Source organism: Stenotrophomonas sp. 62841_Sma (assembly GCF_056482945.1).
Genome location: NZ_CM151224.1, coordinates 463277 through 489576 on the forward strand (window position 1 = coordinate 463277; position 26300 = coordinate 489576).

General features: G+C 67.7%; 25 protein-coding genes. 15 read left to right on the plus strand and 10 right to left on the minus strand.

The window, feature by feature from the left end; all coding sequences use genetic code 11:
* Positions 1-3: 3 nt before the first annotated feature.
* The 3 genes from ACZK5G_RS02120 to ACZK5G_RS02130 form a co-directional block, all read right to left on the minus strand.
* On the minus strand, positions 4-846 hold the full coding sequence (locus ACZK5G_RS02120) for a class I SAM-dependent methyltransferase (RefSeq protein WP_478465169.1): 843 nt from the start codon (positions 844-846) through the stop codon (positions 4-6).
* Positions 847-973: 127 nt separating this feature from the next.
* A complete protein-coding gene (locus ACZK5G_RS02125) occupies positions 974-1303 on the minus strand; it encodes a hypothetical protein (protein WP_478465171.1) in 330 nt (109 codons plus the stop codon).
* A 63-nt stretch (positions 1304-1366) separates the two neighbouring features.
* Complete coding sequence (locus tag ACZK5G_RS02130) at positions 1367-1783, minus strand: hypothetical protein (protein ID WP_478465172.1); 417 nt, start codon at positions 1781-1783, stop codon at positions 1367-1369.
* A 90-nt stretch (positions 1784-1873) separates the two neighbouring features.
* On the opposite strand from ACZK5G_RS02130, the gene ACZK5G_RS02135 reads away from it, so the two are divergent.
* The gene (locus ACZK5G_RS02135) at positions 1874-2158 is read left to right on the plus strand and encodes a hypothetical protein (RefSeq protein ID WP_004139696.1); all 285 of its coding nucleotides are present in this window, start codon (positions 1874-1876) and stop codon (positions 2156-2158) included.
* A 119-nt stretch (positions 2159-2277) separates the two neighbouring features.
* On the opposite strand, the gene dmeF is transcribed toward ACZK5G_RS02135, so the two are convergent.
* Positions 2278-3237, minus strand: a complete 960-nt coding sequence (gene dmeF, locus ACZK5G_RS02140; protein WP_478465174.1) for a CDF family Co(II)/Ni(II) efflux transporter DmeF — start codon at positions 3235-3237, stop codon at positions 2278-2280.
* Positions 3238-3285: 48 nt separating this feature from the next.
* Here dmeF and ACZK5G_RS02145 point away from each other — a divergent pair, with 48 nt between their 5' ends.
* Positions 3286-3570: a metal-sensing transcriptional repressor gene (locus ACZK5G_RS02145; RefSeq protein ID WP_032130410.1), complete on the plus strand. Its 285-nt coding sequence runs from the start codon at positions 3286-3288 to the stop codon at positions 3568-3570.
* A 557-nt stretch (positions 3571-4127) separates the two neighbouring features.
* Here the strand turns inward: ACZK5G_RS02145 and ACZK5G_RS02150 are convergent.
* Positions 4128-4499 carry a MerC domain-containing protein gene (locus tag ACZK5G_RS02150; protein WP_032130409.1) on the minus strand — a complete coding sequence of 124 codons (372 nt, stop codon included), beginning with the start codon at positions 4497-4499 and terminating at the stop codon, positions 4128-4130.
* Positions 4500-4568: 69 nt separating this feature from the next.
* On the opposite strand from ACZK5G_RS02150, the gene ACZK5G_RS02155 reads away from it, so the two are divergent.
* Positions 4569-5894 carry a GTP-binding protein gene (locus ACZK5G_RS02155; protein WP_197585363.1) on the plus strand — a complete coding sequence of 442 codons (1326 nt, stop codon included), beginning with the start codon at positions 4569-4571 and terminating at the stop codon, positions 5892-5894.
* 72 nt (positions 5895-5966) lie between these two features.
* Here ACZK5G_RS02155 and ACZK5G_RS02160 read toward each other — a convergent pair whose 3' ends face one another.
* Both ACZK5G_RS02160 and ACZK5G_RS02165 read right to left on the minus strand, forming a co-directional pair.
* On the minus strand, positions 5967-7574 hold the full coding sequence (locus ACZK5G_RS02160) for an ATP-binding cassette domain-containing protein (RefSeq protein WP_478465175.1): 1608 nt from the start codon (positions 7572-7574) through the stop codon (positions 5967-5969).
* A 240-nt stretch (positions 7575-7814) separates the two neighbouring features.
* Complete coding sequence (locus tag ACZK5G_RS02165; RefSeq protein ID WP_049461440.1) at positions 7815-8714, minus strand: LysR family transcriptional regulator; 900 nt, start codon at positions 8712-8714, stop codon at positions 7815-7817.
* Positions 8715-8942: 228 nt separating this feature from the next.
* Between ACZK5G_RS02165 and ACZK5G_RS02170 the strand changes: the two genes are divergently transcribed.
* Positions 8943-10121 (plus strand): serine hydrolase domain-containing protein, encoded by a 1179-nt coding sequence (locus ACZK5G_RS02170; protein WP_478465176.1) that lies wholly within the window; start codon positions 8943-8945, stop codon positions 10119-10121.
* Positions 10118-11302 carry an MFS transporter gene (locus tag ACZK5G_RS02175; RefSeq protein ID WP_478465178.1) on the plus strand — a complete coding sequence of 395 codons (1185 nt, stop codon included), beginning with the start codon at positions 10118-10120 and terminating at the stop codon, positions 11300-11302. Before ACZK5G_RS02170 ends, ACZK5G_RS02175 begins: the two co-directional genes overlap by 4 nt.
* Positions 11303-11620: 318 nt before the next feature.
* On the opposite strand, the gene ACZK5G_RS02180 is transcribed toward ACZK5G_RS02175, so the two are convergent.
* Positions 11621-13237 (minus strand): EAL domain-containing protein, encoded by a 1617-nt coding sequence (locus tag ACZK5G_RS02180; RefSeq protein ID WP_049399139.1) that lies wholly within the window; start codon positions 13235-13237, stop codon positions 11621-11623.
* 228 nt (positions 13238-13465) lie between these two features.
* On the opposite strand from ACZK5G_RS02180, the gene cycA reads away from it, so the two are divergent.
* A complete protein-coding gene (gene cycA / locus ACZK5G_RS02185) occupies positions 13466-14839 on the plus strand; it encodes a D-serine/D-alanine/glycine transporter (protein ID WP_478465180.1) in 1374 nt (457 codons plus the stop codon).
* 218 nt (positions 14840-15057) lie between these two features.
* Entirely contained in the window at positions 15058-15834 is a 777-nt protein-coding gene (locus ACZK5G_RS02190; protein WP_478465182.1) for a lytic transglycosylase domain-containing protein, read from the plus strand.
* Positions 15835-15876: 42 nt separating this feature from the next.
* Here the strand turns inward: ACZK5G_RS02190 and ACZK5G_RS02195 are convergent, their stop codons facing one another.
* Positions 15877-17397: a tetratricopeptide repeat protein gene (locus tag ACZK5G_RS02195; RefSeq protein ID WP_478465184.1), complete on the minus strand. Its 1521-nt coding sequence runs from the start codon at positions 17395-17397 to the stop codon at positions 15877-15879.
* A 161-nt stretch (positions 17398-17558) separates the two neighbouring features.
* On the opposite strand from ACZK5G_RS02195, the gene ACZK5G_RS02200 reads away from it, so the two are divergent.
* A complete protein-coding gene (locus ACZK5G_RS02200; protein WP_180837544.1) occupies positions 17559-19640 on the plus strand; it encodes a gluconolaconase in 2082 nt (693 codons plus the stop codon).
* Here the strand turns inward: ACZK5G_RS02200 and ACZK5G_RS02205 are convergent.
* Positions 19618-20025 carry a YciI family protein gene (locus tag ACZK5G_RS02205; RefSeq protein WP_004153945.1) on the minus strand — a complete coding sequence of 136 codons (408 nt, stop codon included), beginning with the start codon at positions 20023-20025 and terminating at the stop codon, positions 19618-19620. The two genes, ACZK5G_RS02200 and ACZK5G_RS02205, sit on opposite strands and share 23 nt — an antisense overlap.
* A 796-nt stretch (positions 20026-20821) precedes the next feature.
* On the opposite strand from ACZK5G_RS02205, the gene ACZK5G_RS02210 reads away from it, so the two are divergent.
* The 7 genes from ACZK5G_RS02210 to ACZK5G_RS02240 all read left to right on the plus strand — a co-directional run bounded on the left by ACZK5G_RS02210 (position 20822) and on the right by ACZK5G_RS02240 (position 26255).
* On the plus strand, positions 20822-21235 hold the full coding sequence (locus ACZK5G_RS02210) for a YciI family protein (RefSeq protein WP_478465186.1): 414 nt from the start codon (positions 20822-20824) through the stop codon (positions 21233-21235).
* Between the two features lie 68 nt (positions 21236-21303).
* Positions 21304-21726: a VOC family protein gene (locus ACZK5G_RS02215; RefSeq protein ID WP_012509913.1), complete on the plus strand. Its 423-nt coding sequence runs from the start codon at positions 21304-21306 to the stop codon at positions 21724-21726.
* 34 nt (positions 21727-21760) lie between these two features.
* Entirely contained in the window at positions 21761-22171 is a 411-nt protein-coding gene (locus ACZK5G_RS02220; protein ID WP_478465187.1) for a VOC family protein, read from the plus strand.
* A gap of 24 nt (positions 22172-22195) precedes the next feature.
* The gene (locus ACZK5G_RS02225) at positions 22196-22552 is read left to right on the plus strand and encodes a DUF1428 domain-containing protein (protein ID WP_478465188.1); all 357 of its coding nucleotides are present in this window, start codon (positions 22196-22198) and stop codon (positions 22550-22552) included.
* Positions 22553-22597: 45 nt separating this feature from the next.
* Entirely contained in the window at positions 22598-23860 is a 1263-nt protein-coding gene (locus tag ACZK5G_RS02230) for an RNA polymerase sigma factor (protein ID WP_478465190.1), read from the plus strand.
* Positions 23861-23967: 107 nt separating this feature from the next.
* Complete coding sequence (locus ACZK5G_RS02235; RefSeq protein WP_478465192.1) at positions 23968-25164, plus strand: hypothetical protein; 1197 nt, start codon at positions 23968-23970, stop codon at positions 25162-25164.
* Positions 25155-26255 carry a hypothetical protein gene (locus ACZK5G_RS02240; RefSeq protein ID WP_049398326.1) on the plus strand — a complete coding sequence of 367 codons (1101 nt, stop codon included), beginning with the start codon at positions 25155-25157 and terminating at the stop codon, positions 26253-26255. The genes ACZK5G_RS02235 and ACZK5G_RS02240 overlap by 10 nt, the downstream gene beginning before the upstream one ends.
* Positions 26256-26300 lie beyond the last annotated feature (45 nt).

Below are 26300 nucleotides of genomic sequence, written 5' to 3' on the forward strand. Positions count from 1 at the left end.
AGCTCAGCGCTTGACGGCCAGCACGCCGTCAAGCGCCAGCTCGGCCTTGAAACCGGCCTTTTCCAGGCGCTTGGCCACTTCACGTGGCACGTCGCGGCCGCTGGTCAGCTTGTTCGGCGCGCCGGTGTAGTGGAACAGGCGCCCTCCCTTGCGGATGACGCGGGCGAGGTGGTCGTAGAACACCTGCGAGTACAGTTCGCCGGCGATGCCGAAGCGCGGCGGGTCGTGCAGGATCGCGTCGACACTGTTGCTGGCCACCTGTTCGATCTGCTGTGAGACGTCACCGTGGCTGAACTGCAGGCGGCCACCGGCGGCGGCCGAGTCCGGATCCGGCGACCACGGGTTGAGCGTGCGCAGCCACATCACATCGGCGTTCTTTTCGAACGAGCGGATCTGGCCGACACCGGCCTCCAGCGCGCAGGCGGCGAAGTAGCCCAGGCCGCCGCAGGTATCGAGGATGACCTTGCCGGCCGGGGCGACCAGCTCGACCTTGCGGCGCGCATCCTCGAACGGTGACAGCTTGGAGGTCGGCAGCATCTTGATGCCGTCGATCTCGAAGGTCGGTGCGCCCCATCCGGTCGGCACCAGTTTGATCAGCGAACCGCTGTAGCGCGAGATCGGCGCGAAGTCCTCGCCGTCCCAGTAGTACAGCGTGCGGTCCTTCAACTTGCCCGGCCACGGGTAGGCCTGGCCACGGAAGTGGAAGCCGTCGGCGTTCAGGGCCACGCTGTCCTGGCTCCGGCCCAGGTCGAGCGAGCCCTGCCATTCAGCAGCGCCCTTGTCATGGGCACGGTGCAGGGTGTCAGCGCTGTCGCGGGTCAGCAGAGGGCCGGTGTAATGGGGCACGGCGGGTACCGGGGCGGTTCGGGGGAGGGCATGGTACCGCAGCTGTTGCCGGGGCCACGCGTGGCTGCTGCAGTAGATCCACGCCATGCGTGGATGTAGACGGGAGGAGCCGAGCGTGGGCTCGGCGCTACCGCTGGCTGGTGCAGCTGAAGCCGTGCGTGGCTCCTTCTCCTGAGATCATGTTGACGCCACGCGAAGGCCGCATGCCCTGCAGCGCGCACGACCGACGATGGACCTCCTGGGTTTCCGGTGGCTGCCGATCAAAGTCGTAGCGCAGGCTGCCGTCTTCCTGCAGCAGCCAATGCACGGTAACGCGCTCGTGGCGACCATCGCCGAGATCCCAGTCCAGGGTGCGCAATATCAGTGTCTGGCCGTCGGGCAGTTCCCGGACTTCGTCATAGGCACCCTGGGTCTTCGGCGCGCTTAACGCAAGCAGCAGAAACAGCAGCATTGGCATCGCTCCTCAAAGAAGACAGGATGTGCCCATATTGCCCTGAGCCGCCATCAGAATCATTGCGTCTTACGGGCACTTCACCGCATACACCGGCCCAGCCCCGATCAGCATCAACGCCATGTAGTCACTGTCGCTGGCCTTGCCCTTCAGCGTCGCGCCCTTGTTGAAGTGGAAGATGCCGAAGCCGCCGGCCATGCGGATCAGCGCCTCGTCGATCTGCTCGGCGTCATCGCGGAAGTAGCGACTGATCTCGCTGCGGTTGGCCTTGTGCAGGGCATTGGGTTCGCGCTGCCACTGCTCGCCGCGGCTGAAGGAGACGAAGTACTGGCCGCCTTCCTTCTCGATGCGGAAGTCGGCCGGCTTGCGCGCGCTGGTGGCAAAGCAGCCCTGCAACGGGTCGGCGGAGAAGGGAAGCCCGGCGTCACCGCTACAGGCGGTGAGCAGCAGGAGTGCACCGGGCAGCAGCAGGCGGAGCGTGCGCATGGGATGTCCCGACGGGGCAGGTGCGGCTAGTGTAGGCAGTGCACGGGCGTGGTCCGTACAGAAATTCGGCAAGGACACAGGGGTTTTCGGATGGCGAAGGGCAAGGCACCGTGGTGCGGCGTGGCCAGTTGGCTGGGGATCGTGGTGGGCTGGGGCGCGGGCAGCCTCGCTGCGCAGGCGGCGGTGGCCGCAGGCGGCAATGGCATGGCTGCGGGATTGGGCGTGGGCGTGCTGGGCGCGGCGCTGGTGGGCTGCGGTCTGGCGGTGGCTTCGCGCGTGCGCGGCGAGCGCTGGCCGTGGATCGGCATCGGTGGTGCAGTGCTGAGCGCGCTGCCGCTGCTGATGTACCTGCTGCGGATGATGTTGAAGCTGTAGTTGTAGAGTCGAGCCATGCTCGACTTGTGGGCAACGCAGCCAGGCATGGCCTGGCTCTACTGGTCAGCGGCGGCCGGAGCATGCCATGCCGGCCAGCGGCCGGCACTACCCGGCGTGGATCATGCGCTGCGGTGAATCTCTACCGTCACGTGCACCAGCTCCTCATGAATCGCCAGCGCGTTGCGCACGGTATCGGCATCCAGACTGACGTCGCTGGTGACCACGCTGGCGCTGACCGCGTACTTGCCGCGACCCACCTGCCAGACGTGCAGGTCGGCCAGGCGTGCCGGCCACGGGCCCTGTTCGATCACTTCGCGTACTTCGGCCACCACCGGCGCATCCATCTGCGCGTCGAGCAGGATGCGGCCGCTGTCGCGCAGCAGGCCGATCGCCCAGACCGTCACCAGCACGGCGCCGACCAGGCCCATCACCGGGTCCAGCCAGGTCAGGCCCAGCAGCTTGCCGCCAAGCAGGGCGACGATGGCCAGCACCGAGGTGGCGGCGTCGGCCAGCACGTGCACGTAGGCCGAGCGCAGGTTGAGGTCGTGACCGTGCGCATGGCCGTGATCGTGCCCGTGATGATGGTCATGGTCATGCCCGTGGTGGTGGTGCGCGTGGCCCGGGCTGTCGTGCAGCCACCAGGCGCAGAGCAGATTCACGCCCAGGCCCACCGCTGCAATGGCGATGGCTTCGTCGTAATGGATCGGTGCCGGCACCCACAGCCGTTCCAGCGATTGCACGGCCATCAGCGCGGCGACGCCAAGCAGTGCGATGGCGCTGGTGTAGCCGGCCAGGATCTCGATCTTCCACGTACCGAAGGCAAAGCGCGGATCGTGCGCGTAGCGGCGCGCGCAGCGGTAGGCGAACACCGAGAGGCCCAGCGCCAGCGCGTGCGAACTCATGTGCCAGCCGTCGGCGAGCACGGCCATGGAGTTGAACCACCAGCCGCCGATGATCTCCACCAGCATCATGCCCACGGTGAGCCACAGGGCGCGGCGGGTATTGCGTTCGGCCAGCGGATTGCCGTCGTCGAAGCGGTGTTCGTGGCGACGGGCGGCGGCGAGGGCGTCCAAGTGCATGGCGGCGGGAGCTGGAGTGGATACCCCCATAGGGTATATGATCCCGCCATGGCCCATGTACACAAGAATCGAAAGCAGCTGCTGACCCGGGTACGCCGTATCGCGGGTCAGGTGGCGGCGTTGGAGCAGGCGCTGGACAAGCCCGAGGGGGAAGCGGGGGACTGCGCGGGCGTGCTGGTGCAGGTCGCCGCGGTGCGCGGTGCCGCCCACAGCCTGCTGATGGAGTTGCTGCACGAGCATCTGCAGGAACACGTAGTGGGTGCCGATGACCCGCAGCAGCGGGCGGACGAGGCTGCGGTGCTGGTGGAGCTTCTTCGCCGCTACGGCAAATAGCAGGGGTAGTGCCGGCCGTTGGCCGGCAACTGCAGGTTGCGTCCGAAGCTCATGTGGTTGCCGGCCAGCGGCCGGCACTACCCGTGGCGTCCGAAGCTCATGCGGTTTCCGGCCGGCGGCCGGCACTACCCGTGGCGTCCGAAGCTCATGCGGTTGCCGGCCAGCGGCCGGCACTACCCGTGGCGTCCGAAGTTCATGCGGTTGCCGGCCAGCGGCCGGCACTACCCGCGGCATCCGGAGCTCATGCGGTTGCCGGCCAGCGGCCGGCACTACCTGCAGCGTCCGAAGCTCATGCGGTTGCCGGCCAGCGGCCGGCACTACCCGCGGCGTCCGAAGTTCATGCGGTTGCCGGCCAGCGGCCGGCACTACCCGCGGCATCCGGAGCTCATGCGGTTGCCGGCCAGCGGCCGGCACTACCTGCAGCGTCCGAAGCTCATGAGGTTGCCGGCCAGCGGCCGGCACTACCCGTGGCGTCCGAAGCTCATGCGGTTGCCGGCCAGCGGCCGGCACTACCCGCGGCGTCCGAAGCTCATGCGGTTGCCGGCCAGCGGCCGGCACTACCCGTGGCGGTGCCGCGCGTTCCAGATATGCGTGGCGGCCAGCAGCAGGCTGCCGGTGACCGTCATCGGCGTTTCCCAGTCATGTGAGGGCAAGGCCAGCGCTCCGGCCAGCAGCAGGCCGAGCCCGGCGCCGGCGGTGGCCCAGGCCAGCACGGGCAGTGGGTGACGGCGCTCGGCCCGCCACAGCGCGTAGCCGGTCAGTGGCAGGGCAATGGCCACGAACAGCAGATGCACCCATTCCGCTTCGGCCCACGCGCCGAACAGGGGCAGTGCGGCGGCCAGCAGAGGCAGCGCCAGGCAGTGCAGCAGGCACAGGCTGGACAGGGCGACCGCGCCGGCATCGAGCAGGGCGGCAGAAGGCGACTTCATCGGGGGAGGTTCCTTGCACGGCAATTGTTATACAGTAACATTTCCGTTCCGCAGCCAACCCGCTCCGACATGAACACTGTTTCCCGCGCCGACCGTCGCCTTCCGGTCACCGTGCTGTCCGGCTTCCTTGGGGCCGGCAAGACCACCCTGCTCAACCAGATCCTGCGCAACCGCGAGGGCCTGCGCGTGGCGGTCATCGTCAACGACATGAGTGAGGTCAACATCGATGCGCAGCTGGTGCGCGAAGGTGGCGCCGAGCTGCGCCGCACTGAAGAGACGCTGGTGGAGTTCAGCAACGGCTGCATCTGCTGCACCCTGCGCGACGACCTGCTGCAGGAAGTGCAGCGCCTGGCCGAGGCCGGCCGCTATGACTATCTGTTGATCGAATCGACGGGCATCGGTGAACCGATGCCGGTGGCGGCCACGTTCGCGGTGCGCGACGAGCACGGTTTCAGCCTGAGTGACATCGCGCGGCTGGACACGATGGTGACGGTGGTCGACGGCAGCGCGTTCCTTGCCGACTTCGGTTCGACCCTGCGCCTGGCCGAGCGCGGCCAGCAGGCCGGGCCGGACGATGATCGCGGTGTGGTCGACCTGCTGTGCGAGCAGGTGGAGTTCGCCGACGTGATCGTGGTCAGCAAGGTCGACCAGGTGGATGACGAGGTGCTGCAGGACACGCTGGCGGTACTGCGTGGCTTGAACCGGGATGCGAAGCTGCTGCTGTCCAGCTTCGGTGATGTGCCGTTGGCCGAGCTGCTGGATACCGGCCGCTTCGACATGGAGCGTGCGCAACGCGCGCCGGGTTGGGTGAAGGAGCTGCGTGGCGAGCACACACCGGAAACCGAAGAGTACGGCATCGGCAGCTTCGTCTACCGTTCGCGGCGTCCGTTCCACCCCGCGCGATTCGCCCGCGCGCTGCAGTCCGGCATGCCCGGCGTGATCCGCAGCAAGGGCTGGTTCTGGCTGGCCAACCGCATGGATTGGGTAGGCGAGTTGAACACCGTGGGCGCGGCGACGCGGACGCAGGCGGCGGGCTTCTGGTATGCCGCGCGCGACCGCGTGCGTGCCGGCCTGGAAGACACTGCGCCGTTGTTGCCGCCGACACCGCTGCCCTACAGCGACCTCGGCTGGGCGCGGCAGCAGGCCGATTGCTGGAGCGCACCGTTGCCGGGGCTGGAAGAGTTTCCGGATGCAGCCGCGCACACGGCGATGCAGCGGCTGTGGCACCCGTTGTGGGGTGATCGCCGCCAGGAGTTGGTGGTGATTGGTGTGCACATGGATGAGCGTGCGGTGCGCGCGGAGCTGGATGCGTGCCTGCTCAATGACCAGGAGCTGCGGGCGGGGCCGCTGCTGTGGCAGCAGATGCCACAGGCGTTCCCGGTGTGGAAGCGCTGACGGTGCATTGAGGCTCCATGGGTTGCCGGCCAGCGGCCGGCACTACCCCGGGTCGATACGCCGTGCGTGGATCTACAAGGCGTCACGCCACTGCCAGCTCTCGGTGCTCACCTGCAGCACCTGGGTCGGCCGCAACGCCTGCAGCAGGTGCCGGTCGTGACTGACCATCACCAGTGCGCCCGGCCACGCCGCAAGCAGTTCTTCCAGCGCCTGTAATGCACTGAGGTCCAGTGCATTGCCGGGCTCGTCCAGCAGCAACAGTTGGGGCGCGGGATCGGCATACAGCACGCTGGCCAGCGCACCCTTCACCCGCTCGCCATCGCTGAGGCTGCTGGCGGCGCGCTGGATGCGCTGTGCGTCCAGACCCAACAGGGCCAGGCGCGTGCGCAGCTCCCCGGGGTCGGCACTCGGGTTGGCGGCCTGCACGCTGTCGAGGATGCTGCATTCGCCGGACAGCCCCAGCAGCTGCTGATCGAGCAGCGCCAGCGGTGTGTGACGTTGCACGGTCCCATCGCGCGCGGGCAGCTGACCCGCCAGCACCCGCAGCAATGTCGACTTGCCGCTGCCGTTGTCACCGACCACGGCAATGCGCTGGCCGCGGCGGATCTCCAGCTGCAACGGGGCGCTGCAGCCATGTGGGAGGACCAGATCCTGCGCCTGCAGCAGGCGCGTGCTGCCACGTTCCCCCGCACCGGCAAACAGCGCCAGTTCCGGCGCGGTGTGAACCGCCGAGGCCGCTGCGCGCAGTTGCTCTGCGCTGGCCTGCAGGCGTTCGGACTGCACCTGTTGCGCGCGCCCATGACTGGCTTCGGCGCGCTGCTTCTGCCGGCCAAGCAGGATCGGTGCCTGGTTGGCCTGCTTCGCATCGCGGTTGCCACGTGCCTGGCGTTGCTGCTGGCGTTCGTGCTGTTCGCGCGCACTGCGTTGCTGCTGCCGATGCTGCGCACGTGCATGGTCAAGCTGGGCGGCGGCGGCTTCACGTTCGGCGATGCGCACTTCGGCATAGTGCTGCCACGGCCCACCATAGCGATGCAGCCCGCGCCCATCGAGCTCGACGATCTGCTGCATGTGCGCCAGCAGTTCGCGATCATGGCTGATCGCCAGCAGGCCGCCGCGCCATTGCTGCAACTGCTCGTACAGTTGCTGGCGATGACGCGCATCAAGGTGGTTGCTGGGTTCGTCCAGGATCAGCCAGTCGGCACCGCTGGCCCAGGCGCCGGACAGTGCCACCTGCATCGCCTGGCCGCCACTGAGGCGCGCGGCCGGCTGGGCGGGATCGAGGTCGTCGGGAAGCTGCAGCGCACGCCATTGCTGCTGCAGGAGTTCACGCAGATCCCAGCGGTCGCCTAAGCAGGTGAAGTCGGCCTCATCGACGCTGCCGGCTTCGATGCGTTGCAGTGCGGCCAGTTCCGCGCCGACGCCGGCCAGTTCACCGACCGTGCCGGCGGGTGGATAACCGGGTGTCGGCAACAGGAACACGCGGCCGCTGCCACGTACCTGGCCGTTGTCGGGCGACAGCCGCCCGGCCAGCAGGCGTGCGAGTACGCTTTTGCCAGCGCCATTGGCACCGACCAGGCCGGTAGCAACCGGTTCGAAGGAAAACGTCAGATCGGAAAACAGCACACGGCCGTCGGCCAATCGATACGACACGCGATCGAGCGTGAGGGAATGCGGGGTCATGCGACCTCCATGGATGCCGGGTTCTCCCCTGCGCGCAGGGGCGGGAAGAGTCAGGCCGTCTGTTGTGAAGACGGCGGCATCAATGGCGCATTGGTCGCGAGCCTCTGGGAGGAATGAGGGGAGATTATACCGCCCGCAGGGCATGCGAATTGCAGAGTCGAGCTTGCTCGACTGCTTTTGAGGAGCAGTCGAGCAAGCTCGACTCTACGTGGCACGGCCATCGAGCGCGGATCTACCGGCCTACGGCACGGTTTCCAGGCGCGCGCTGACGAAGTCGATGAATACCCGCAGCTTCGGGAGTACGTGGCGGCCCGACGGCCACAGCAGGTGGAAGATGCCGCAGGAGTGCACATGCTCGTCGAGCACGGTCAGCAGCCGGCCATCGGCCAGTGCATCGCGCACCGAGTGCACCGGCACGAAGGCCAGGCCGATATCGCGCAATGCAAGCGCCACCCGCGCTTCGATGGTATTGGCCACCATGTGTACCGGCAGTTCCTGCGGTGTTTCATGGTCGGGCCAGTGGATCGGCCACAGTTCCAGCTTGCCGGTGCTGGGGAAGCGATAGTGCAGCAGCGTGTGCTGCATCAGATCGGCCGGCGTGCGCGGCGTGCCGCGCCGCTGCAGGTACGCCGGCGAGGCGACGATGCGGCGTGGGAACACGCCCAGGCGTCGTGCGTTCATGCGTGAGTCGCTGGGCTCGCCGACGCGCAGCACGGCATCGAAACCCTCCTCGATGACATCGACCAGGCGGTCGCAGAAATCGAGGTCGAGGCGGATGTCCGGATACGCGGTCATGAACTCGGCCATCAGCGGCAGGGTGAGATCGCCCACCAGCGGCAGGCTGATGCGCAGCGTGCCACTCGGTGCGGCATGCGGTTGCGCCAGCTCGGTGCGTGCGGCATCGCGTTCGTCGAGGATGCGCCGGCAGCGTGCCAGGAACAGCTGGCCCTCGGCGGTGAGGGTGATGCTGCGCGTGCTGCGGTGGAACAGGCGCACGCCCAGTGCCTGTTCCAGCCGGGCAACGCATTTGCCGGCGGCCGAGGCCGAGATGCCCTGCAGGCGCCCGGTCTCGACGAAGCTGCGGGTGTCGGCCGCGTGCACGAAGGTCTGCAGATTGGCGAGGTTGTCCAGGACTGACATGGGCGTGCGGGCAATGAAAGCGGCAGGGTAGGTCGGCGCGGCTGTAGCGGACGGCTCCGCCATCGCAACACTGTGGTGCGAAGTGGTGTGGAGCCCGTTGCGGCCTTGCAGTTCCGGCCATCATGCCGATTGCGGACTGCACGGTCCATGATGCCCGGAGCGGCAACCGGCTTTTTGCACGAGGGCGTGGTGCCTAACGTGGCGGGCCTCTCCCCACGGATCACCGCGATGAACGCTGTTCCTTCCCTTGCACCTGCGCCGACGCTGCCGTCGGTGCAGCGGCTGCTGCAGCAGGTCCACCCACAGCGCCTGGTCGGTACGGTGGTGCTGGTGCGCGAGCACGGTGTGCTGCGCCACGCCAGCGCGACCGGGCTGGCCGATCGCGAGTCGGCCACGCCGATGCAGCGCGACCAGTTGTTCCGGCTGGCATCGGTCAGCAAGCCGCTGTTGACCACGGTGATCCTGCGCCTGGTAGCCGAAGGCGTGCTGGACCTGGATGCGCCGGTACAGCGCTGGCTGCCGGACTTCCGCCCGGCGCTGGCCGATGGCAGCACGCCGCCGATCAGCCTGCGCCAACTGCTCAGCCATAGCAGCGGGCTGGGTTACCGCTTCCTCGAAGCCGATGCGGATGGCCCGTACGCACAGGCCGGCGTCAGCGATGGCATGGATGCGAATCCGCTGACGCTGACCGACAACGTGCATCGCATCGCGCAGGCGCCGCTGTTGTTCGCGCCGGGCAGCCAATGGTTGTACTCGTTGGGCGTGGACGTCGCGGGCGCCGTGGCTGAAGCCGCGACCGGTGAAACGCTGCAGGCACTGTTCGAGCGCTTGTTGGCCGCGCCACTGGGGCTGGCCGACACCGCATTCGCGACCACCGATGCCGCACGGCTGGCCACGCCCTATGTCACCGACGCGCCGCAGCCGCATCGCCTGCAGGAAGGCGAGGTGGTCGCTCCATTCGAGGGCACCGTCGGCATCGAGTACAGCCTCGCGCGCGCCACCGATGCCAGCCGTTTCCCTTCGGCCGGTGCTGGACTGATTGGCAGCGCCGACGAGGTGATGGCGGTGTTGGAGGCCTTGCGCGATGTGCAAGCTTCGAATCTGTTGCCGTCCGCGCTGGTGGCGGCGATGGCCACCCCGCAGGTGGGCGAGCAGGGGCCGCCGGAACCGGCCGGCTGGGGCTTCGGGCTGGGCTTTGCGGTGCTGCGCGATGCCGCCGCCAGTGGCACGCCACAGAGCGAAGGCACCTGGCGCTGGGGCGGTGCCTACGGCCATAGCTGGTTTGTCGATCCTGCGCGTGGGCTGAGCGTGGTGGCGCTGACCAACACCCTGTACGAAGGCATGGATGGCGCCTTCGTCGATGAACTGCGTGACGCGGTCTACGCCGATCTGGAGGCTGCACGATGAGCGGCCATGCCATTGATGCGGCCAGCCCGGCCGGTGAAGCCACGCGCCTGCCGTGGGCGGGGCTGCTGGCGCTGGCCGGCGGCGGCTTCATCACCCTGCTGACCGAAACCCTGCCGGCCGGTGTACTGCGGCCGATGGGCGAGAGCCTGGGCGTGAGTGATGCGGCGGTGGGCCAGCTGGTCAGCGTGTACGCGCTGGGATCGGTGATGGCCGCACTGCCGATGACCGCGTTGACCCAGCGCCTGCCGCGACGCCCCTTGTTGCTGGCCGCCATTGCCGGCTTCGTGGTGGTCAACACGCTGACCGCCGTGAGCAGCAGCTATCCGCTGATCCTTGCCGCGCGTTTCCTGGCCGGTGTGAGTGGTGGCCTGCTGTGGTCGCTGGTGGCCGGCTATGCGGCGCGCATGGTGGTGCCGTCGCTGCAGGGCCGGGCAATCGCGGTGGCGATGGTTGGATCGCCGTTGGCGCTGTCGCTGGGTGTACCGGCGGGCACGTTGCTGGGCCAGCAGATCGGCTGGCGCTGGGCGTTCGCGTTGATGAGCGTGCTGGGTGTCGGCCTGCTGGCGTACGCGCGCTGGGCATTGCCGGCGTTACCGGCGGCCGCGGCCGGTCAGCGCATGTCGTTGGGTACGGTGTGGCGCATGCCCGGCGTGCGCAGCGCGCTGGCGGTGATGGTGCTGTACGTGCTGGCGCACAACGTGCTGTACACCTACATCGAACCGCTGGCGGTGGAGGCAGGCGCCGGCCGGTGGCTGGACCGCCTGCTGCTGGCCTTCGGCGTGGCTGCCATCGTTGGTATCGGCATTGCCGGTTGGGGCGTGGACCGTCATCTGCGCACGCTGGTGTGGGCGGCCGTGATCGGTTTCATTCTTCCGGTGTTGGCCCTGCTGTTGTGGCCAGGACAGGCCACACCGCTGCTGCTGGCAACGATCCTGTGGGGTGTGGCGTTCGGGTCGGTTGCGACCCTGTTCCAGACCGCGCTCGCACGCCGTGCCGGTGCTGCCGCCGACCTGGCGCAGTCGATGCTGGTGACCGGCTGGAACCTGGCGATTGCCGCCGGTGGCGTAGCAGGCGGTGTGCTGCTGCAGGCCAGTGGCCCGAGCCAGCTGGGCTGGCTGCCGTTGTTGTTGCTGGCGGTGAGCGTGGCGTGGCTGCTGGCACGGCCGAAGGCCTGGGCGTAGGCGCAGACCAGACGTTACCGAGGTGCCGGCCAGCGGCCGGCACTACCGTGGTCCACGCCATCCACGCATGGCGTGGATCTACCGAGCGCAGCGACCCGCGTTTGCTTTTGCTTTCTTCTGTTGATTCCGTGGTGGGACGCCGCCGCAATGTGTCCGTGGCCGGGTGGGTGGGTTGCGCAGGGGCGTGAGCCGCATGGATGCGGCGACCGAGCTTACATGGACGTACTTGCAGCGCCCCCTGCGCGACCCATCCACCCGGCCCCAACTGATGGATCCACTGGGCGCGACCCACCACGAGGGGCTCTGCCGTTGGCCGTCCTACTCGATCCCCTCACGCTCGATCGGCACGCTGCGCGGATTCTGCATGTGCTCCCGCGCCGCGCCATAGCGCTGCTGCCGCTTGTGATGGAACACCACGAACTCATCCCGCGGCAGCGGCCGCGAGAACAGCCAACCCTGCGCGAACTCGACCTTCCGGGTATGCAGATACGCCAGCTGTGCCTCGGTCTCCACGCCCTCGGCCACCACCCACAGGCCCAGCTCCTTGGCCATGTCGATGATGTGCGGGGTTACCGGGCTGGTGGCGCTCTCGGTGTCGATCGCATCGATGAATGATTTGTCGATCTTCAACGCGTCCAGCGGCAGCTGTTCCAGGTACTGCAGGCTGGAGAAGCCGACGCCGAAATCGTCAATGGCCACGCTGTGCCCGGCCCGACGCGCCTGCGCCAGCATCGTGCGGGCGCGGTCCAGATCCAGGAAGCCGCGCTCGGTGGCCTCCATCCAGATCTGCTGCGGCAGGATGCCGCTGCCAGCCATGTGCTTGGAGATCATCTTCAACGCACGGCCGCTGCTGATATCTTCGGCGGCCAGGTTGATCGCGATGTGCGCGCTGCGGTCGGCCACCAGCAGTTCACGCATGTCGCGCACCACGTTCTCGATCACCAGATCGGTGACCGCGCCGATCATGCCGGCCTCTTCGGCCAGCGGAATGAACAGGTCCGGCCGCACCTGGGTGCCATCCGGGCGCTGCCAGCGCACCAGCGCTTCGGCGCCGACACAGATGCCGGTATCCAGCTCGATGATCGGCTGGTAGTGCAGGTACAGCTCGCGGCGGCGGATCGCTGTGGCCAGCTCGCCGCGCAGGGACAGGCGGCGACGCGACAGCCAGATCACCAGGCCGGCACCGGCAGCGGCCAGCAGAACGCCGATCGGCACGAACAGCCACGCCTGCTGGCGGAAGGTCGCGGCAAGCGCGGTACGCGGCATGGTCGCGATCGCCAACCACTCTTCGTTGCGGGCGGTGGCATACAGGGTGTGGTGGTCCAGGCCTTCATCGGGGGCGCGCAGCAGGGTCTCCAGCAATGCCGGATCCATGCCGTCCTGCCTGGCCAGGAGACGCCCATCGGGGCTGGCCAGGGCAAGGCGCACGTTCGGGTCGGCGATGACATCGACGAAGCGGCGCGGATCGACCAGCACGTCGTAGTTGCCGTACAGGAACGACAGGACCTGGCGCCGTCCGCTGGCCTCGGGGCGCACATCCACGGCGATGCCGGCGCCATCACTGGTGACGTGGTCGGCCTTGGGCTGGTTGACGTCGGACAGGAACGGCCCCCACGACGTACAGCGCAGCTTGCCACCCTCGAAGTAGCCCATCTGGTCGACCGACGGCGAGGTCATCACCAGCGTCTGCATGCGCCGGATATGGTCGGGCCCGCAGGCGTCGTGGGCGCCGACCTCGGCCGACTGCAGTGCCGCCAGCGCTTCCTGGTAGGACTGGTCGGCGCGGCGCAGGGCGCGACCGGCGATGTCGCGCAGCCGCTGCTGCTCGACGCTGACTGCACGGTCCCAGGTGGCATAGGCCATCACCGCGATCGGCACGGCCGCGGCCAGCAGCGCCAGCGCGGTGCCACCAATGATCACGCGCAGCCGACTCAAGGCCGGAGCTCCAGCGGGGCGGGCAGGGCAGGGCACATGGTCAGGCCGATCCTTGGGCAGGTGCGGCTATCTGAGCATGACGCCGGGCCGGGCGGAATGGGACGAATCCGGTATTCGGTCACAATGTGATGAAAGCGACCATCATTGACGTAATCGGGCCGTCCAGCGCTGGCGCTCCGGGCCGGGGAGGACTAACGTCGAACGCTTCGCCCGCCCCAGTGCACGCCCATGACCGAGCCCGCAACGCCCCCCGAGCACCTGCGCCGCAGCCTGTCCAACCGCCACCTGCAGCTGATCGCCATCGGCGGTGCCATCGGCACCGGCCTGTTCATGGGCTCGGGCAAGACCATCAGCCTGGCCGGTCCGTCCATCGTCTTCGTCTACCTGATCATCGGCGCGATGCTGTTCTTCGTGATGCGCGCGATGGGCGAGCTGCTGCTGTCCAACCTGCAGTACAAATCCTTCATCGATTTCTCCACCGATCTGCTCGGTCCCTGGGCCGGCTTCTTCTGTGGATGGACGTACTGGTTCTGCTGGATCGTCACCGCCATCGCCGACGTGATCGCGATTGCCGCCTACGCGCAGTTCTGGTTCCCTGGGCTGGATGCCTGGATACCGGCACTGGCCTGCGTGCTGCTGTTGCTGGCACTGAACCTGGTGACGGTGAAGCTGTTCGGCGAGATGGAATTCTGGTTCGCGCTGATCAAGATCGTGGCGATCTGTGCACTGATCATCACCGGCGCCGGGCTGGTGGCGTGGGGCTTCACCTCGCCCAGTGGCCACACCGCGTCGTTGTCGAACCTGTGGAATGACGGCGGCATGTTCCCGATGGGCCTGGTCGGCTTCTTCGCCGGTTTCCAGATCGCGGTGTTCGCTTTCGTCGGCATCGAGCTGGTGGGGACCACCGCCGCTGAAACCGCAGACCCCGAGCGCAACCTGCCCAAGGCGATCAACTCGATCCCGGTGCGCATCATCATCTTCTACGTGCTGGCGCTGATCGCGATCATGGCCGTCACCCCGTGGCGCCAGGTGGTGCCGGACAAGAGCCCGTTCGTGCAGCTGTTCGTGCTGGCCGGCATTCCCGCCGCGGCAAGCCTGATCAACTTCGTGGTGCTGACCTCGGCCACGTCCTCGGCCAACAGCGGCATCTTCTCCACCAGCCGCATGCTGTACGGTCTGGCCGAAGAGGGCCACGCACCGCGCGGGTTGTCGAAGTTGTCACGCGCCGCAGTGCCCGCCCGTGGCCTGCTGTTCTCGTGCCTGTGCCTGCTGGGCGGCACGTTGCTGATCTACCTGATCCCGAACCTGGTGACCGCCTTCACCCTGGTGACGACGCTGGCCACCGTGCTCTTCATCTTCGTCTGGTCGCTGATCCTGGTGGCCTACATGGCCTACCGCCGCCGCTACCCGGAACGCCACGCCGCCTCGATCTTCAAGATGCCCGGCGGCGTCACCATGTGCTGGGCCTGCCTGGTGTTCTTCGCCGCCGTGCTGGTGCTGCTGAGCCTGCAGGCCGACACCCGCCAGGCGCTGGTCGCCAGCCCGGTGTGGTTCGTGCTGTTGGGCGTGGGGTATTGGGTGCGTCGGAGGACCGCGAAGTAGTCCAGCATTTGCGTTCCATCGATTGATCCAGAGATCTCTCTGGCGTGGGGTCAGAGACCGTTGCGCAGCAACGGGATCCGACCCCCGCAGGAAATCGGCCGTTGCCGTTGCTGTTGAGGTTGCCGGCCAGCGGCCGGCACTACCACGGGTGCAGGGCGCAGCCCTGCCGACCCCCATTCACCCAACATTAGCGGGCGCGGCCGGATGATCCGGCCGCCATGTCCCGTCGCCCTCTCCTGCTTGCGCTGTTGCTGCTGCCCAGCCTGTGGCCCGGGCTGGCCGCCGCGCGCATCGTCTACCGCTGCGTGCAGGGCAACACCGTCAGCCTGGCCACCGCGCCGGAACCCGGTTCACGCTGCACCCCGAAGGAAATCGACGACAACGCCATCCAGACCCCGAATCTGTGGGGCAACATGGGCGTGTTCAGCGGCGTGCTGTACGAGCGCGAGCAGGATGGCGCGCTGGTCTACTCCACCCGCAACCTGCCCGGCTCGCGGGTGTTCCTGAAGTTCACCATGGCCACGCCGCCGGGTGAACCTGCCCACGAAGGCCTGGGCAAGGTGGGCAAGCCGCAGCTGGCGCAGCATGCCAAACAGTTCAAGGCCGCCGCCAAGGCCACCGGCGTGGATGACGCATGGCTGCGCGCGATCGCCCACGCCGAAAGCAATTTCGATGCGCTGGCGGTCTCGACCAAGGGCGCACAGGGCGTGATGCAGCTGATGCCGGATACCGCGCAGGAGTACGGGGTGAGCGATCCGTTCTCGCCGCAGCAGTCCATCGATGGCGGCGCCCGCTACATGCGCGCGCTGCTGCGCCGCTACAACGGTGATCGGCCATTGGCCGCCGCCGCCTACAACGCCGGCATCGGCGCGGTCACCCGCTACAAGGGCGTGCCGCCCTATGCCGAGACCCTGGCCTACGTCGACAAGGTGATGGCCCTGTATGCGCGCTACCGCGAAGCGATGGGCATCCGTACCGAGGTGCCGGCGCGCTAGGCGGGTGGTGCTGCACGCACGTGGTTCTACATGGGAGCTTGCTCAGCGCGAGGTGGAGGTGCTGACCAGTTCGTAGCGTTCGATGCGGCCCAGGCGGGCAACCTCGGCCTGCACGTCGGCGCGCTGCTTCAGCGCACGCCAGGCCGCATCGATCTTCACGTCGCCGGGCAGCGACGGATAGGTGCGCATGTCCTGCAGGCTGGCCAGCGTTTCACCGCGTTCAACGGGTGAGCGCAACTGTTCGATCAGCACGGCCGCTGCGCCGTCGAGATTGCCCTCGTCCAGCAGCATCTCGCGCTGGAACAGGCGCGCGTCATCGCCCTGGGCCAGGATCGCTGCACGCGCGGCCTGTTCGGCCTTGGCATCGCCACGTTCACGGGCGGCAACGAACTGCAGCAGTGCCTGGGCCGCCTTGCCGTAACCGGCCAGGCCCGGCATGTCATTCACTGCCGTGGCGGCATCCTGCATGCGGCCCAGCGAACTGAACACGAAGCCGACGTTGAACTGGTGCTCGGCACCATCGGGGCCCAGTGCACCGATGCGTGCGGCCAGCTTGGCTGCCGCCAGCGCATCCTCGTTGCGGCCCAGCCGGCGCAGCGCGGTGAGCCGGCTGTTGAGCAGCCATGCCACCCATTCGGCTTCTGCCGCCGAAGGCGCCTCGCCTTCGGCGGCCGCAGCGGCCATGCCATCGGTCAGCGCCAGCACTTCCTCGTTGCGGTCCAGCATCAGCAGCGTGCTGCTGAACTCGGCCATGCGCGCGTCCAGCGCCCGGTCGAGCAGGCCGGAAACCCGCAGTTCGTCGAGGTGCTTCTGTGCAGCCTGCACGGGATCAAAGCGCGGGTTGGCGCGGTCGACATAGGGATCGAAGCGCTTGTCACTGCGCAGCCGGATGATTTCGGTGGGCGCGGAGATGCGGGCCAGGGTCGCGGGGATGGCCTCGCCACGGCCGTTGTCGGCCTGCAGCGTGGCCAGTGCCAGCCACAGTCCGGTGGGTTCCAGGCCGCCGCTCTTCCAGCCGTTGTCGAACAGTGCCTGCAGCAGTTCCATGCGCTGCTGCGGCTGGTCCCGCAGGCGGAACTGCAGGTAGTTGATCGCGTGGTGGTCCACCGGCAACGGCGCATCGGCATGCTTCAGCGCCTGCACCAGGTGCTTGGTGGCAGGCGCCGGTTGGTTCTCGGACAGTTCCACCGAGACCAGGGTCAGCAGGATCTGCGCATCGTCCGGCAGTGCCTCCTGCGCGCGCTGCAGATAGCGGCGGGCCTGGTCCGGCTTCTTCTGCACCATCGCGGTCCAGCCGGCCACCTGCGCGGCGCGGCCGCGATGTTCAGCATCGAAGTCATCCAGCATCGGATCTTCCATCAGCCGTTCCATCGCGATGAGTGCGCCCAGCGTGTTGCCACTGCGTGACTGCTGGATCGCCTCATCCCATCGCGTGGCATAGGCCTGGTGCATCGCATCGGCGGTGACTGACGGCTTCTGTGGTGCCACCGAGATCGAGGCGGAGGCCGGCGTGCTGGCCAGTGCGGCCACCAGCAGGGCGGCGAGAGGGAAGATGCGGGGCATGGAGGATCTCCATCCGTGGGAAGAGCATTGAACCCGCTGTAGCCAGGGAGAACAAGCGCGACGCATGGAACTCTGGCATCCGGCAGTACGTTTGGCCGTGGCGGATCCTGCGTTCAGCGTCTATTGTCGGTGCCTCTTCAGACAGCAGGCAGCGCAGCACGATGGCACGGTGGCAATGGATGGCGGCAGGCGTAGCGTTGGCGACCGTAGTGGCACTGGCCGCGACCTGGTGGGAGACGCCGCTGCATACGCCGGCTGAACCGGCAGGCCCTGTTCCAACGCCGCTGGCGTGGACCGCGCAGATCGAGCCGCTGGCCGGCGATGGCCACCCGGGTGACCGCGATGGCGCGTCCGCGCAGGCGCGTTTCGCCGATCCGTACGCGTTGCTGCGCAGTGCCGATGGCAGCGTCTATTTCACCGATGCCGGTGACAACAACCGGATCCGTCGTCGACTTCCCGATGGCCGCGTTGAAACGGTGGCCGGGCAGGGCGAGGGGCGTATCGATGGCCCGGCACTGCAGGCCAGTTTCAATACGCCCTCGGGCATCGCCGCCGACGCGCAGGGCAACCTGTATGTGGCCGACACCGGCAACCACGCGATCCGCCGTATCGGCACCGATGGCCAGGTGACCACGCTGGCCGGTGGCGAACAGGGCTACGCCGATGGCCCTGCCGCGCAGGCGCGGTTCGATGCGCCGATGGGCATCGCGGTGGACGCGCAGGGTCAGGTCTATGTGGCCGACACCTTCAACGACCGCATCCGGGTGATCGGTACCGACGGCAACGTGCGTACCCTGGCCGGCGGCGAGCGCCCGGGGCTGGCCGATGGCCTGGCGGGCGATGCACGCTTCGATACACCGGTGGCACTGGCCTTCGATGCGCACGGCGCGCTGCTGGTGGCCGACCTGTTCAACAACGCGGTGCGTCGGGTCGGTGCCGACGGCATGGTCAGCACGCTGCTGGGCGATGGCGGGGTGATCAATGGGCCGCTGTCGCTGGCCACCACGCACGACGGCGTGCTGTACGTGGGTGACCTTGATGGCCGCATCGTGCAGGTAACACCGCAGGGCCACCAGATCGCGCTGGTGGGCAACGGCCGCCTGCCACGCCTGGCCCGCCCCAGTGGGTTGGCGATGGATGCCGATGGCAGCGTGCTGGTCGCCGATTCCGCCAGCTATCGCCTGCACCGCCTGCGCCCGCTGCCGGTGGGTGACCTGCCGGCACCGGCGCTGGTCGGGCCCGCTGCCGATGCAGCATTGCCGGACACCGGTGGGCGCTGGCCATTGGCACCCCAGGACGGCTGGCATGAAGTGGTCGGCACGCTGGGCGAGGTGCGCGGCAACTTCAAGGGCGAGAGCCGCCACCACCTGCACGGCGGTTTCGATGTGCGCGGCGATGTCGGCCAGACCGTGCTGGCGATCGCCGATGGCAAGATCAGCAGCCCGGTAGCGGCGTGGAGCCTGGGTGGGCAGGCCGAGGGCCTGGCCGTGGACCGCCTCAAGTACATCCACATGCGGGTCGGCCGCACACCGCGCGACCAGCCGTTCGATGCGCGCTGGCAGGCGCTGTACGACGAACAGGGCAAGCTGGAGCGGATGCGCGTGCGTCGCGGCACGCGCATCCACGTCGGCGATCGCCTGGGCAGCATCAACAACCAGGCGCACGTGCACCTGGCGGTGGGCACCGGCGGCTTCGAAACCAACGCCGTGGCGCTGGGCTTCCACAACTACGCCGACCACTTCGCACCGCGCATCACCGATGTGGCGCTGCTGGACGACAACGACCAACCGCTGGCGGCCGGCAGCGACGGCGTGGTGATGCTGGCGCGGCAGGGCCGCGGCGTGCAGATCGTGGTCGAGGCCTGGGACCAGGTCGACAACAACCTGCCGCGCCGCCGCCTGGGCATGTACCAGGTGGGCTACCAGATCCTTGATGCTGCCGGGCAGCCGCTGCAGGGCTACGAGCAACCGCGCTGGAACATCGTGTTCAACCGCATGCCGCCGCAGAACGAAGCGGTGCGCGTGGCCTACGCGCCGGACAGCGGCATCACCGTGCATGGCAGCGCGGTGACCCGTTTCCGCTACCTGGCCACCAACACCGTGCGTGACGGCCTGATGGAAACCGGGCGCTGGCAGCCGGCGGCATTGCCACCGGGCGAGTACACCGTGCGCGCCAGCGTGCGCGACTACAGCGGCAACGAAGGCGTGGGCCCGCGCGAGATCAGGGTACGGCTGCTGCCATAGCCGCAGCCGGGGCGCCGCAGCGTTCGCGCTCGGCGTCCATGTCTTCCAGCGGCCGCACCTCGATGCTGCCGAAGCGCGCCCACGGGAAATCGCGGGCGATGCGCATGGCTTCGTCGCGGTCGCGGGCGACGATCAGGTTGAAGCCGGCCAGCAGTTCGCGGGTTTCGGCGAACGGGCCATCCAATACACGGCTGTGGCCATCGCGCACGCGCAGGGTCTGCGCGGTGTCGACCGGCTGCAGCTTCTGCGCGGCCAGCAGCGTGCCTTCCGCCTGCAGTTTGTCGGCGTGGGCCAGGCAGTCGCGCATCAGCGCGTTGAATTCTTCGGTGGGCAGGGCCTGCAGCAGGGCAGGCTCGATGTAGATCAGAAGCAGGTACTGCTGCATGGGACGGTCCTGGCGGGGGCGGGGTGTCCATGATGGCGCAGGTTTGCCTGCCGGCATGCTGCAGCGCGAAAAGCCGCCTGCGGCGGGCGATCGGCGAACGGCGGAGCCCCTCCGTGGTGGGGTGGGTTGGTTGCTGAAAGCTCGGGTTCTTGGATTTGGCCGGGTGGGGAGGCAGGGCAGGGGGCGCTGCAAGTACGTCCATGTAAGCTCGGTCGCCGCTTGCTCGTGTGCGCTGTCCTGCGCACACGGCAAGACCGGGGTTGGGCGTCCTGCCCAACCCGCCCGAGGCGTGCCTCGGGCCCATGCGGCTCACGCCCCCTGCCCTGCCTCCCCACCCGGCCTTGGACAGATCTCTGCGGCTGACCCACCACGGGAGATCAACAACAAGAGCAAAAGCGGGTCGCTCCGCTCGCAAAGCCGAGGTCGCCAGCCACCCGCTGTTGCTGTTGCTTCTGCCTTTTTTCTTGATCTTCCCGTGGTGGTTCGGCCACCGGAATCTGTCTGGGGCCGGGCGGGTGGGATTGGCGGGGTATCCGCGGCATGGATGCCGCGGCTAAGCCCCCATGGACGGGTTTACGGCGTCCCCGCCAATCCCACCCGCCCGGCCCACCCACAGGAAACCAGCTTTCAGCGACCAACCCAACCCACCACGGAGGGGCTCCGCCGTTCGCCGACTCCCGCCGAAGGCGCGCTTTCCACGGAAGAAATAATTTTCAAAAGACGTGTCGATTCCCAGCCCCCTGGTTCGTTGTACCCAGTGAAGGGCACGCACCCCGCGTCCCCACGGGAGACCGCAATGAAAGTAATGGTGATCGTGAAGGCCAACGCCGACTCCGAAGCCGGCCGCATGCCCAGCGAACAGGAACTGTCCGAAATGGGCGCCTTCAACGAACAACTCGTGGCCGCCGGCATCATGCTGGCAGGTGAAGGCCTGCATGCCACCCAGCGCGGACGTCGCATTCATTTCGGCAGTGGCGCGCCCAAGGTCGAGGCCGGTCCGTTTGGACCCGCCAGCGAGCAGATCGCCGGCTTCTGGCTGTGGGACGTGCGCTCGCTGGACGAGGCCGTTGAATGGGCCAGCCGCGCGCCGTTCAACAGTGGCGGCACCCTCGAACTGCGTCCCTTCATCTCCGCTGAAGACTTCGGCGAAGCCTTCACCCCCGAATTACAGCAGCAGGAACAGCGTCTGCGTGCACAGCTGGAAGGTTGACCCGATTCATTTCCCCCGCCGGGCATGGCCCGGCGCCACCCCCCTGAAACCCACGACGGAGCATTGCCATGAAATTGATTCCCTTCCTCGGCTTCAGCGGCCAGGCCCATGAGGCGATGGCGTTCTACGCCAAGGCACTCGGTGGCCAGGTCACCTCGGAAATGAAATACCGCGACATGCCGCCCTCCGATGGCTCGCCGGGCTGCAACGAGATGCCGCCGGAAACCCTGGACCACGTCGCGCACAGCCAGCTGGAAATCGGTAGCGCCATCGTGATGGCGGCCGACGGTCCCGGCGGTGGCGAGGGTGGCTCGACCACCATCAATGTCGACGTCGACAGCATCGAAGAAGCCGAACGCGTGTTCGCCGCGCTGGCCGACGGTGGCCAGGTGCAGATGCCGATCGCCGAAACGTTCTGGGCGCACCGCTGGGGCATGTTGATCGACCGCTACGGCAAGCCGTGGATGGTCAACTGCATGAAGCAGCCCTGATCCCTCTTCTTTTCATCCACAAGGAGCTTCACCGATGAATGCACCGCAACCGCAGATGATCTTCGTCAATCTTCCGGTGAAGGACCTGGAGAAATCCAAGGCCTTCTTCACCGCGCTGGGCTACAGCTTCAATCCAACTTACACCAACGATGACGCGGCAGGCATGGTCATCAGCGAGAGCATCTACGTGATGCTGCTGGCCCAACCTTTTTTCCAGCAGTTCACCAACAAGCCGATTGCCGATGCGCACACCCACACGGAAGTGATCAACGCACTCTCGGCACCCAGTCGCAAGGCAGTTGACGAGTTGGTGGACAAGGCACTGGCCGCCGGCGGCAGCGAACCGCAGCCGGCGCGCGACCTGGGCTTCATGTACCAGCGCGGCTTCCAGGATCTGGATGGCCATCTCTGGGAAATCGCACACATGGACGGCGAGCCGGGCTGACGGCCGCCGCAAGGGAGAACCCTCATGGCTTACGTGGATGCTTACGTGCTGCTGTGCCCACAGGACAAGGTGGCGGCCTACCGCCGCCTTGCCCGCAAGGCCGGCGCGGTGTGGAAGGACCATGGCGCGCTGCAGTACATGGAATGCGTGGCTGACGATGTGGAACCGGGAAAACACACCTCGTTCCCGCGTGCGGTCAAGGCAAAGCCCGGCGAAACGGTGATCGTCGCCTTCGTGGTGTTCCGTTCGCGCGCGGCGCGCGACCGTATCAACGCGAAAGTGATGGCGGACCCACGGCTGGCGTCGCTGGGCCCGAAGGACATGCCGTTCGATACCAAGCGCATGTTCTGGGGCGGCTTCAAGCCGATTGTTGAAGCATGAGCCACGGCGCTTGTGCGGGCCGGGCGTGCGTGCTGTGATCGGCGCATGCTCGAGCCCGCACTGATGCAGCGTCTGGAAACCCTCTGGCGGATGGAGTCGCCGGTGTTGATCGCGCGCCTGGCGCGGCTGCTCGGGGGCGATGTCGGCCGCGCCGAGGAGCTGGCCCAGGACACCTGGCTGGCCGCGCTGGAGCGCTGGCCGGAGCAGGGCATCCCGGACAACCCCGGAGCCTGGCTGATGACCACTGCGCGCAACCGTGCCATTGATGTGCTGCGCCAGCACCAGCGGGTGGCGCAGCAGCATGCGCAGTGGGGCGAGGAGCTGCATCCGGCACCCTTGCCGGCGCCGGACGACAGCCAGGCGCTGGAAGATGATCTGGGTGACGACCTGCTGCGGCTGATGTTCGTGGCCTGCCATCCGGTGCTGCCGGCCGACGCACGGGTGGCACTGACCCTGCGCCTGCTGGGTGGCCTGACCACCGTGGAGATCGCGCGCGCGTTCCTGCAACCCGAACCGACCATTGCGCAGCGCATCGTTCGTGCCAAGCGCACGCTGGCGCAGAAGCAGGTGCCCTACGAGGTCCCGCGTGCTGACGCGATGCCCGAGCGGCTGACTTCGGTGCTGGAGGCGATCTACCTGGTGTTCAACGAAGGCTATGCGGCCAGTGCCGGTGACGACTGGATGCGCCCGGCACTGTGCGAGGAGGCGCTGCGGCTCGCGCGCATCCTGGCGCACCGGCTGCCGGTGCCGCCGGTGCTGGGCCTGCTGGCGCTGATGGAGCTGCAGGCCTCGCGTGCCGCGGCACGGACCGATGCGCAGGGCGTGCCGGTACTGCTGGACCAGCAGAACCGCGCGCGCTGGGACTGGCTGCAGATTGAACGCGGGCAGCAGGTGCTGGCGCGCGCGCTGGCCGCCGGTGGCGCTGATGATCCCTATGTACTGCAGGCGCGTATCGCAGCGTGCCATGCAGCGGCGCGCCGCCCCGAGGATACCGACTGGCCGCGCATCGCAGCGCTCTATACGCAGCTGCTGCAGGTGCAGCCCTCGCCGGTTGTTGCATTGAACCGGGTCGTGGCGGTGCTGCGCAGTGACGGTGCCTTCGCGGCGTGGGCGCAGCTGCAGCCGTTGCTGGTGGACGCGCGACTGCGTGAGTACGCGCCGCTGCAGGTGGTGCGCGGGGAGTTACTACAGGCGCTGGGGCGCGACCTGGACGCACGTCACGCTTTTGCGGAAGCCGCCAGACTCAGCCAGAACCAGGCAGAGCGGGGCCTGCTGCGGCAACGGGCCGGCCTGCCTCCCACGGAGTGACCTCGACGAAGGCAGCACTTGTCGGCGGGCCCGCGAGCCGTTATGTTTCGCGCCCAGCGGACGCGTCAGCGTCCACTTTCCATGCGTATTGACCGAGGAGCGGTTGGATGTATTCAAGGACGAAGAGCGCATCGCGCGCTTTTGCGCGCCTGCTTGCCTGTGCCCTGTGCCTGGCCGTATGGCCGATGGCCGTACAGGCGGCAGACAAATCACAGCAGGCCTATTGGGCCGGTTTTGCCTATACCGCTGATGCCGCTGCCGTGCAGGCGACCACACCGCATGCGCATGCGGTGCTGGAACAGCGCGGCCTGATCCCGTTGAACCAGGCCCTGGCACAGTCGCTCAAGCGCCGCGCCCCGGCCCACCTGCAGCTGATCGACCAGCCGGTGGCGATGCTCGACGGCACCACCAGTGCGACAGTGCTGGCCGCGGCACTGGACCGCGAACTGGTCTCGGTCGAGCCGATCGGTGACCAGTACAAGGTGCTGGTGGAAGTGGCGCTGCAGGCGCTGTTCTTCGATTTCCGCGAGCGCCAGGTGATCGCGTCCTATCCGCTTACCCTGCAGCGCATCGACGTGCAGGATTACCGGCCGGACAACGACGATATCGACGCGATCGTCGCCGATCTCCTGTATGGCAGCGCCGATACCAGCCTGTCGCAGGTGCTGGCTGCCAGCCTCGCCCAGGCCAGGCTGCCCGATGCCGCCGTGCGTCGCCTGCAGGTCGGTGGCGTAACCCTGTCCGACGCGGTCCGCGCCAAGCTGCCCGACCCGAAGTGGGAAGCCCCGCTGCGCGCCACGCTGGCCCATGAGCTGTCCAAGACGCTGTCGTCCAATACCGGCGTCGGCCTGCTGCCGCCGGCCTCGGGCCAGGCGATCGGTGGCGCGATGGCGGCCCGCTTTGCCGATGGCAAGGTCTACCAGCTGAAGATCCCCGAGCCGGACTACGTCATCAACCTGCAGGTCGATGCGCTGAAGAACGGCGTGATCGAAGAAACCCCGGCGATGAAGACGATGCTGTTCGGCGCGTTCTTCACCGCCAAGGTGACCGAGCCATTCTCCGGCAAGGTCTATTTCGAACAGCCGCTGCGCAAGGGTGCCACCAAGGTGGTGCCGATCACGCAGTGGCAGGTCGACCAGTGGTCGGCCAGCTACGAAACCCTGCTGGCCGGCTTCGACGCCTTCGCCGGCGCCGCCGCCAAGCGCGCCGATTCGCGCGGCTGGCTGGACGAACAGAAGCCGGGCGGCCGCCCGTTGCAGCAGCAGACCCAAGCCCTCCAGGAGTTGATCAAGTCATGTCGTTGATGCGTACCATCCTGCTCATCCTCATCGCCCTGGTGGTGGCCTCCCCGGTCGCTGCACAGACCGCCAGTTCACGCGGTACCGGTTCGGCCAGCTACGGCCTGCGCCTGAGTGCCGACACCCGCGCCCAGGCCCTGAACAAGGCCAAGGTCAATGCACTGGAGGCGTACATCGCCGAAACCGGTGCGGCCAAGCTGCGCCTGTTCGAAGCACGTCGCTCCGAGTTCATCGGCGAGATCGACCGCTACGTGCTCAGCGCCGTGCAGCTGTCGGACACCGAAGACAAGAAGGCCAAGACCTACACCGTCACCGTCCGCGCCGAGATCAACACCACACTGCTGCAGACCAAGCTGGATGCCGGCTCGGCCGTGGCCGGTGCCACCGCCGCGCAGCGCTCGCTGCTGACCTTCCTGTTCATGGCGCGCTCGCAGGACACCGTGCAGTCGTTCCAGGACAAGGAATACCGCCGCGTCGACGCCAGCAGCAGCTACAGCGAGAACACCCGTGAAGGCGACAGCTTCCGCGGCAACTCGGTCAGCACCAACGGCAGCATCAACCAGAATGGTTCGATGTCGGTCACCAGCGGTGGCAGCACCACCCAGCGCAGCGACAACATCAGCTGGAAGGTGGCCAACGCCGCCGAAGTGAACACCGCGATGACCGGCGCCTTCAGCGCCGCCGGCTACGAAGTGGTTGAAGCCGAATACGTGGAAGGCGAATCGCGCGGCCTGCTCAGCATCGAGCGTATCCGCAAGGACTTCAGCACCGGCAACGACCTGGCTCCGGCCACTCTGCGTGATACCGCCAACGGCATCCGTGCGGCCAACATCCCGTACATCGCCGTCGGCACCCTCGACGTCGGCATGCGCGACCGCGACCCGGCCAGCGGCAACACCCGCGTGTTCGTCACGGTCACCGGCAAGGTGCTGGACGTGACCGGTCGCTTCCCGCGCACCGTGTCGTCGGTGGGCCCGGTGCAGTTCTCCGGTACCGGCCCGAACGAAACCGTCGCCCGTACCAACGCGCTGCAGCTGGCGGCTGAAAAGGCTGCCCAGCAGATGATCAACGAACTGAACGTCAAGGCAGTTCGTTGATCCGCCACCCCGGTGGGTGCCGAGCTCGCTCGGCATCGCCCGGGG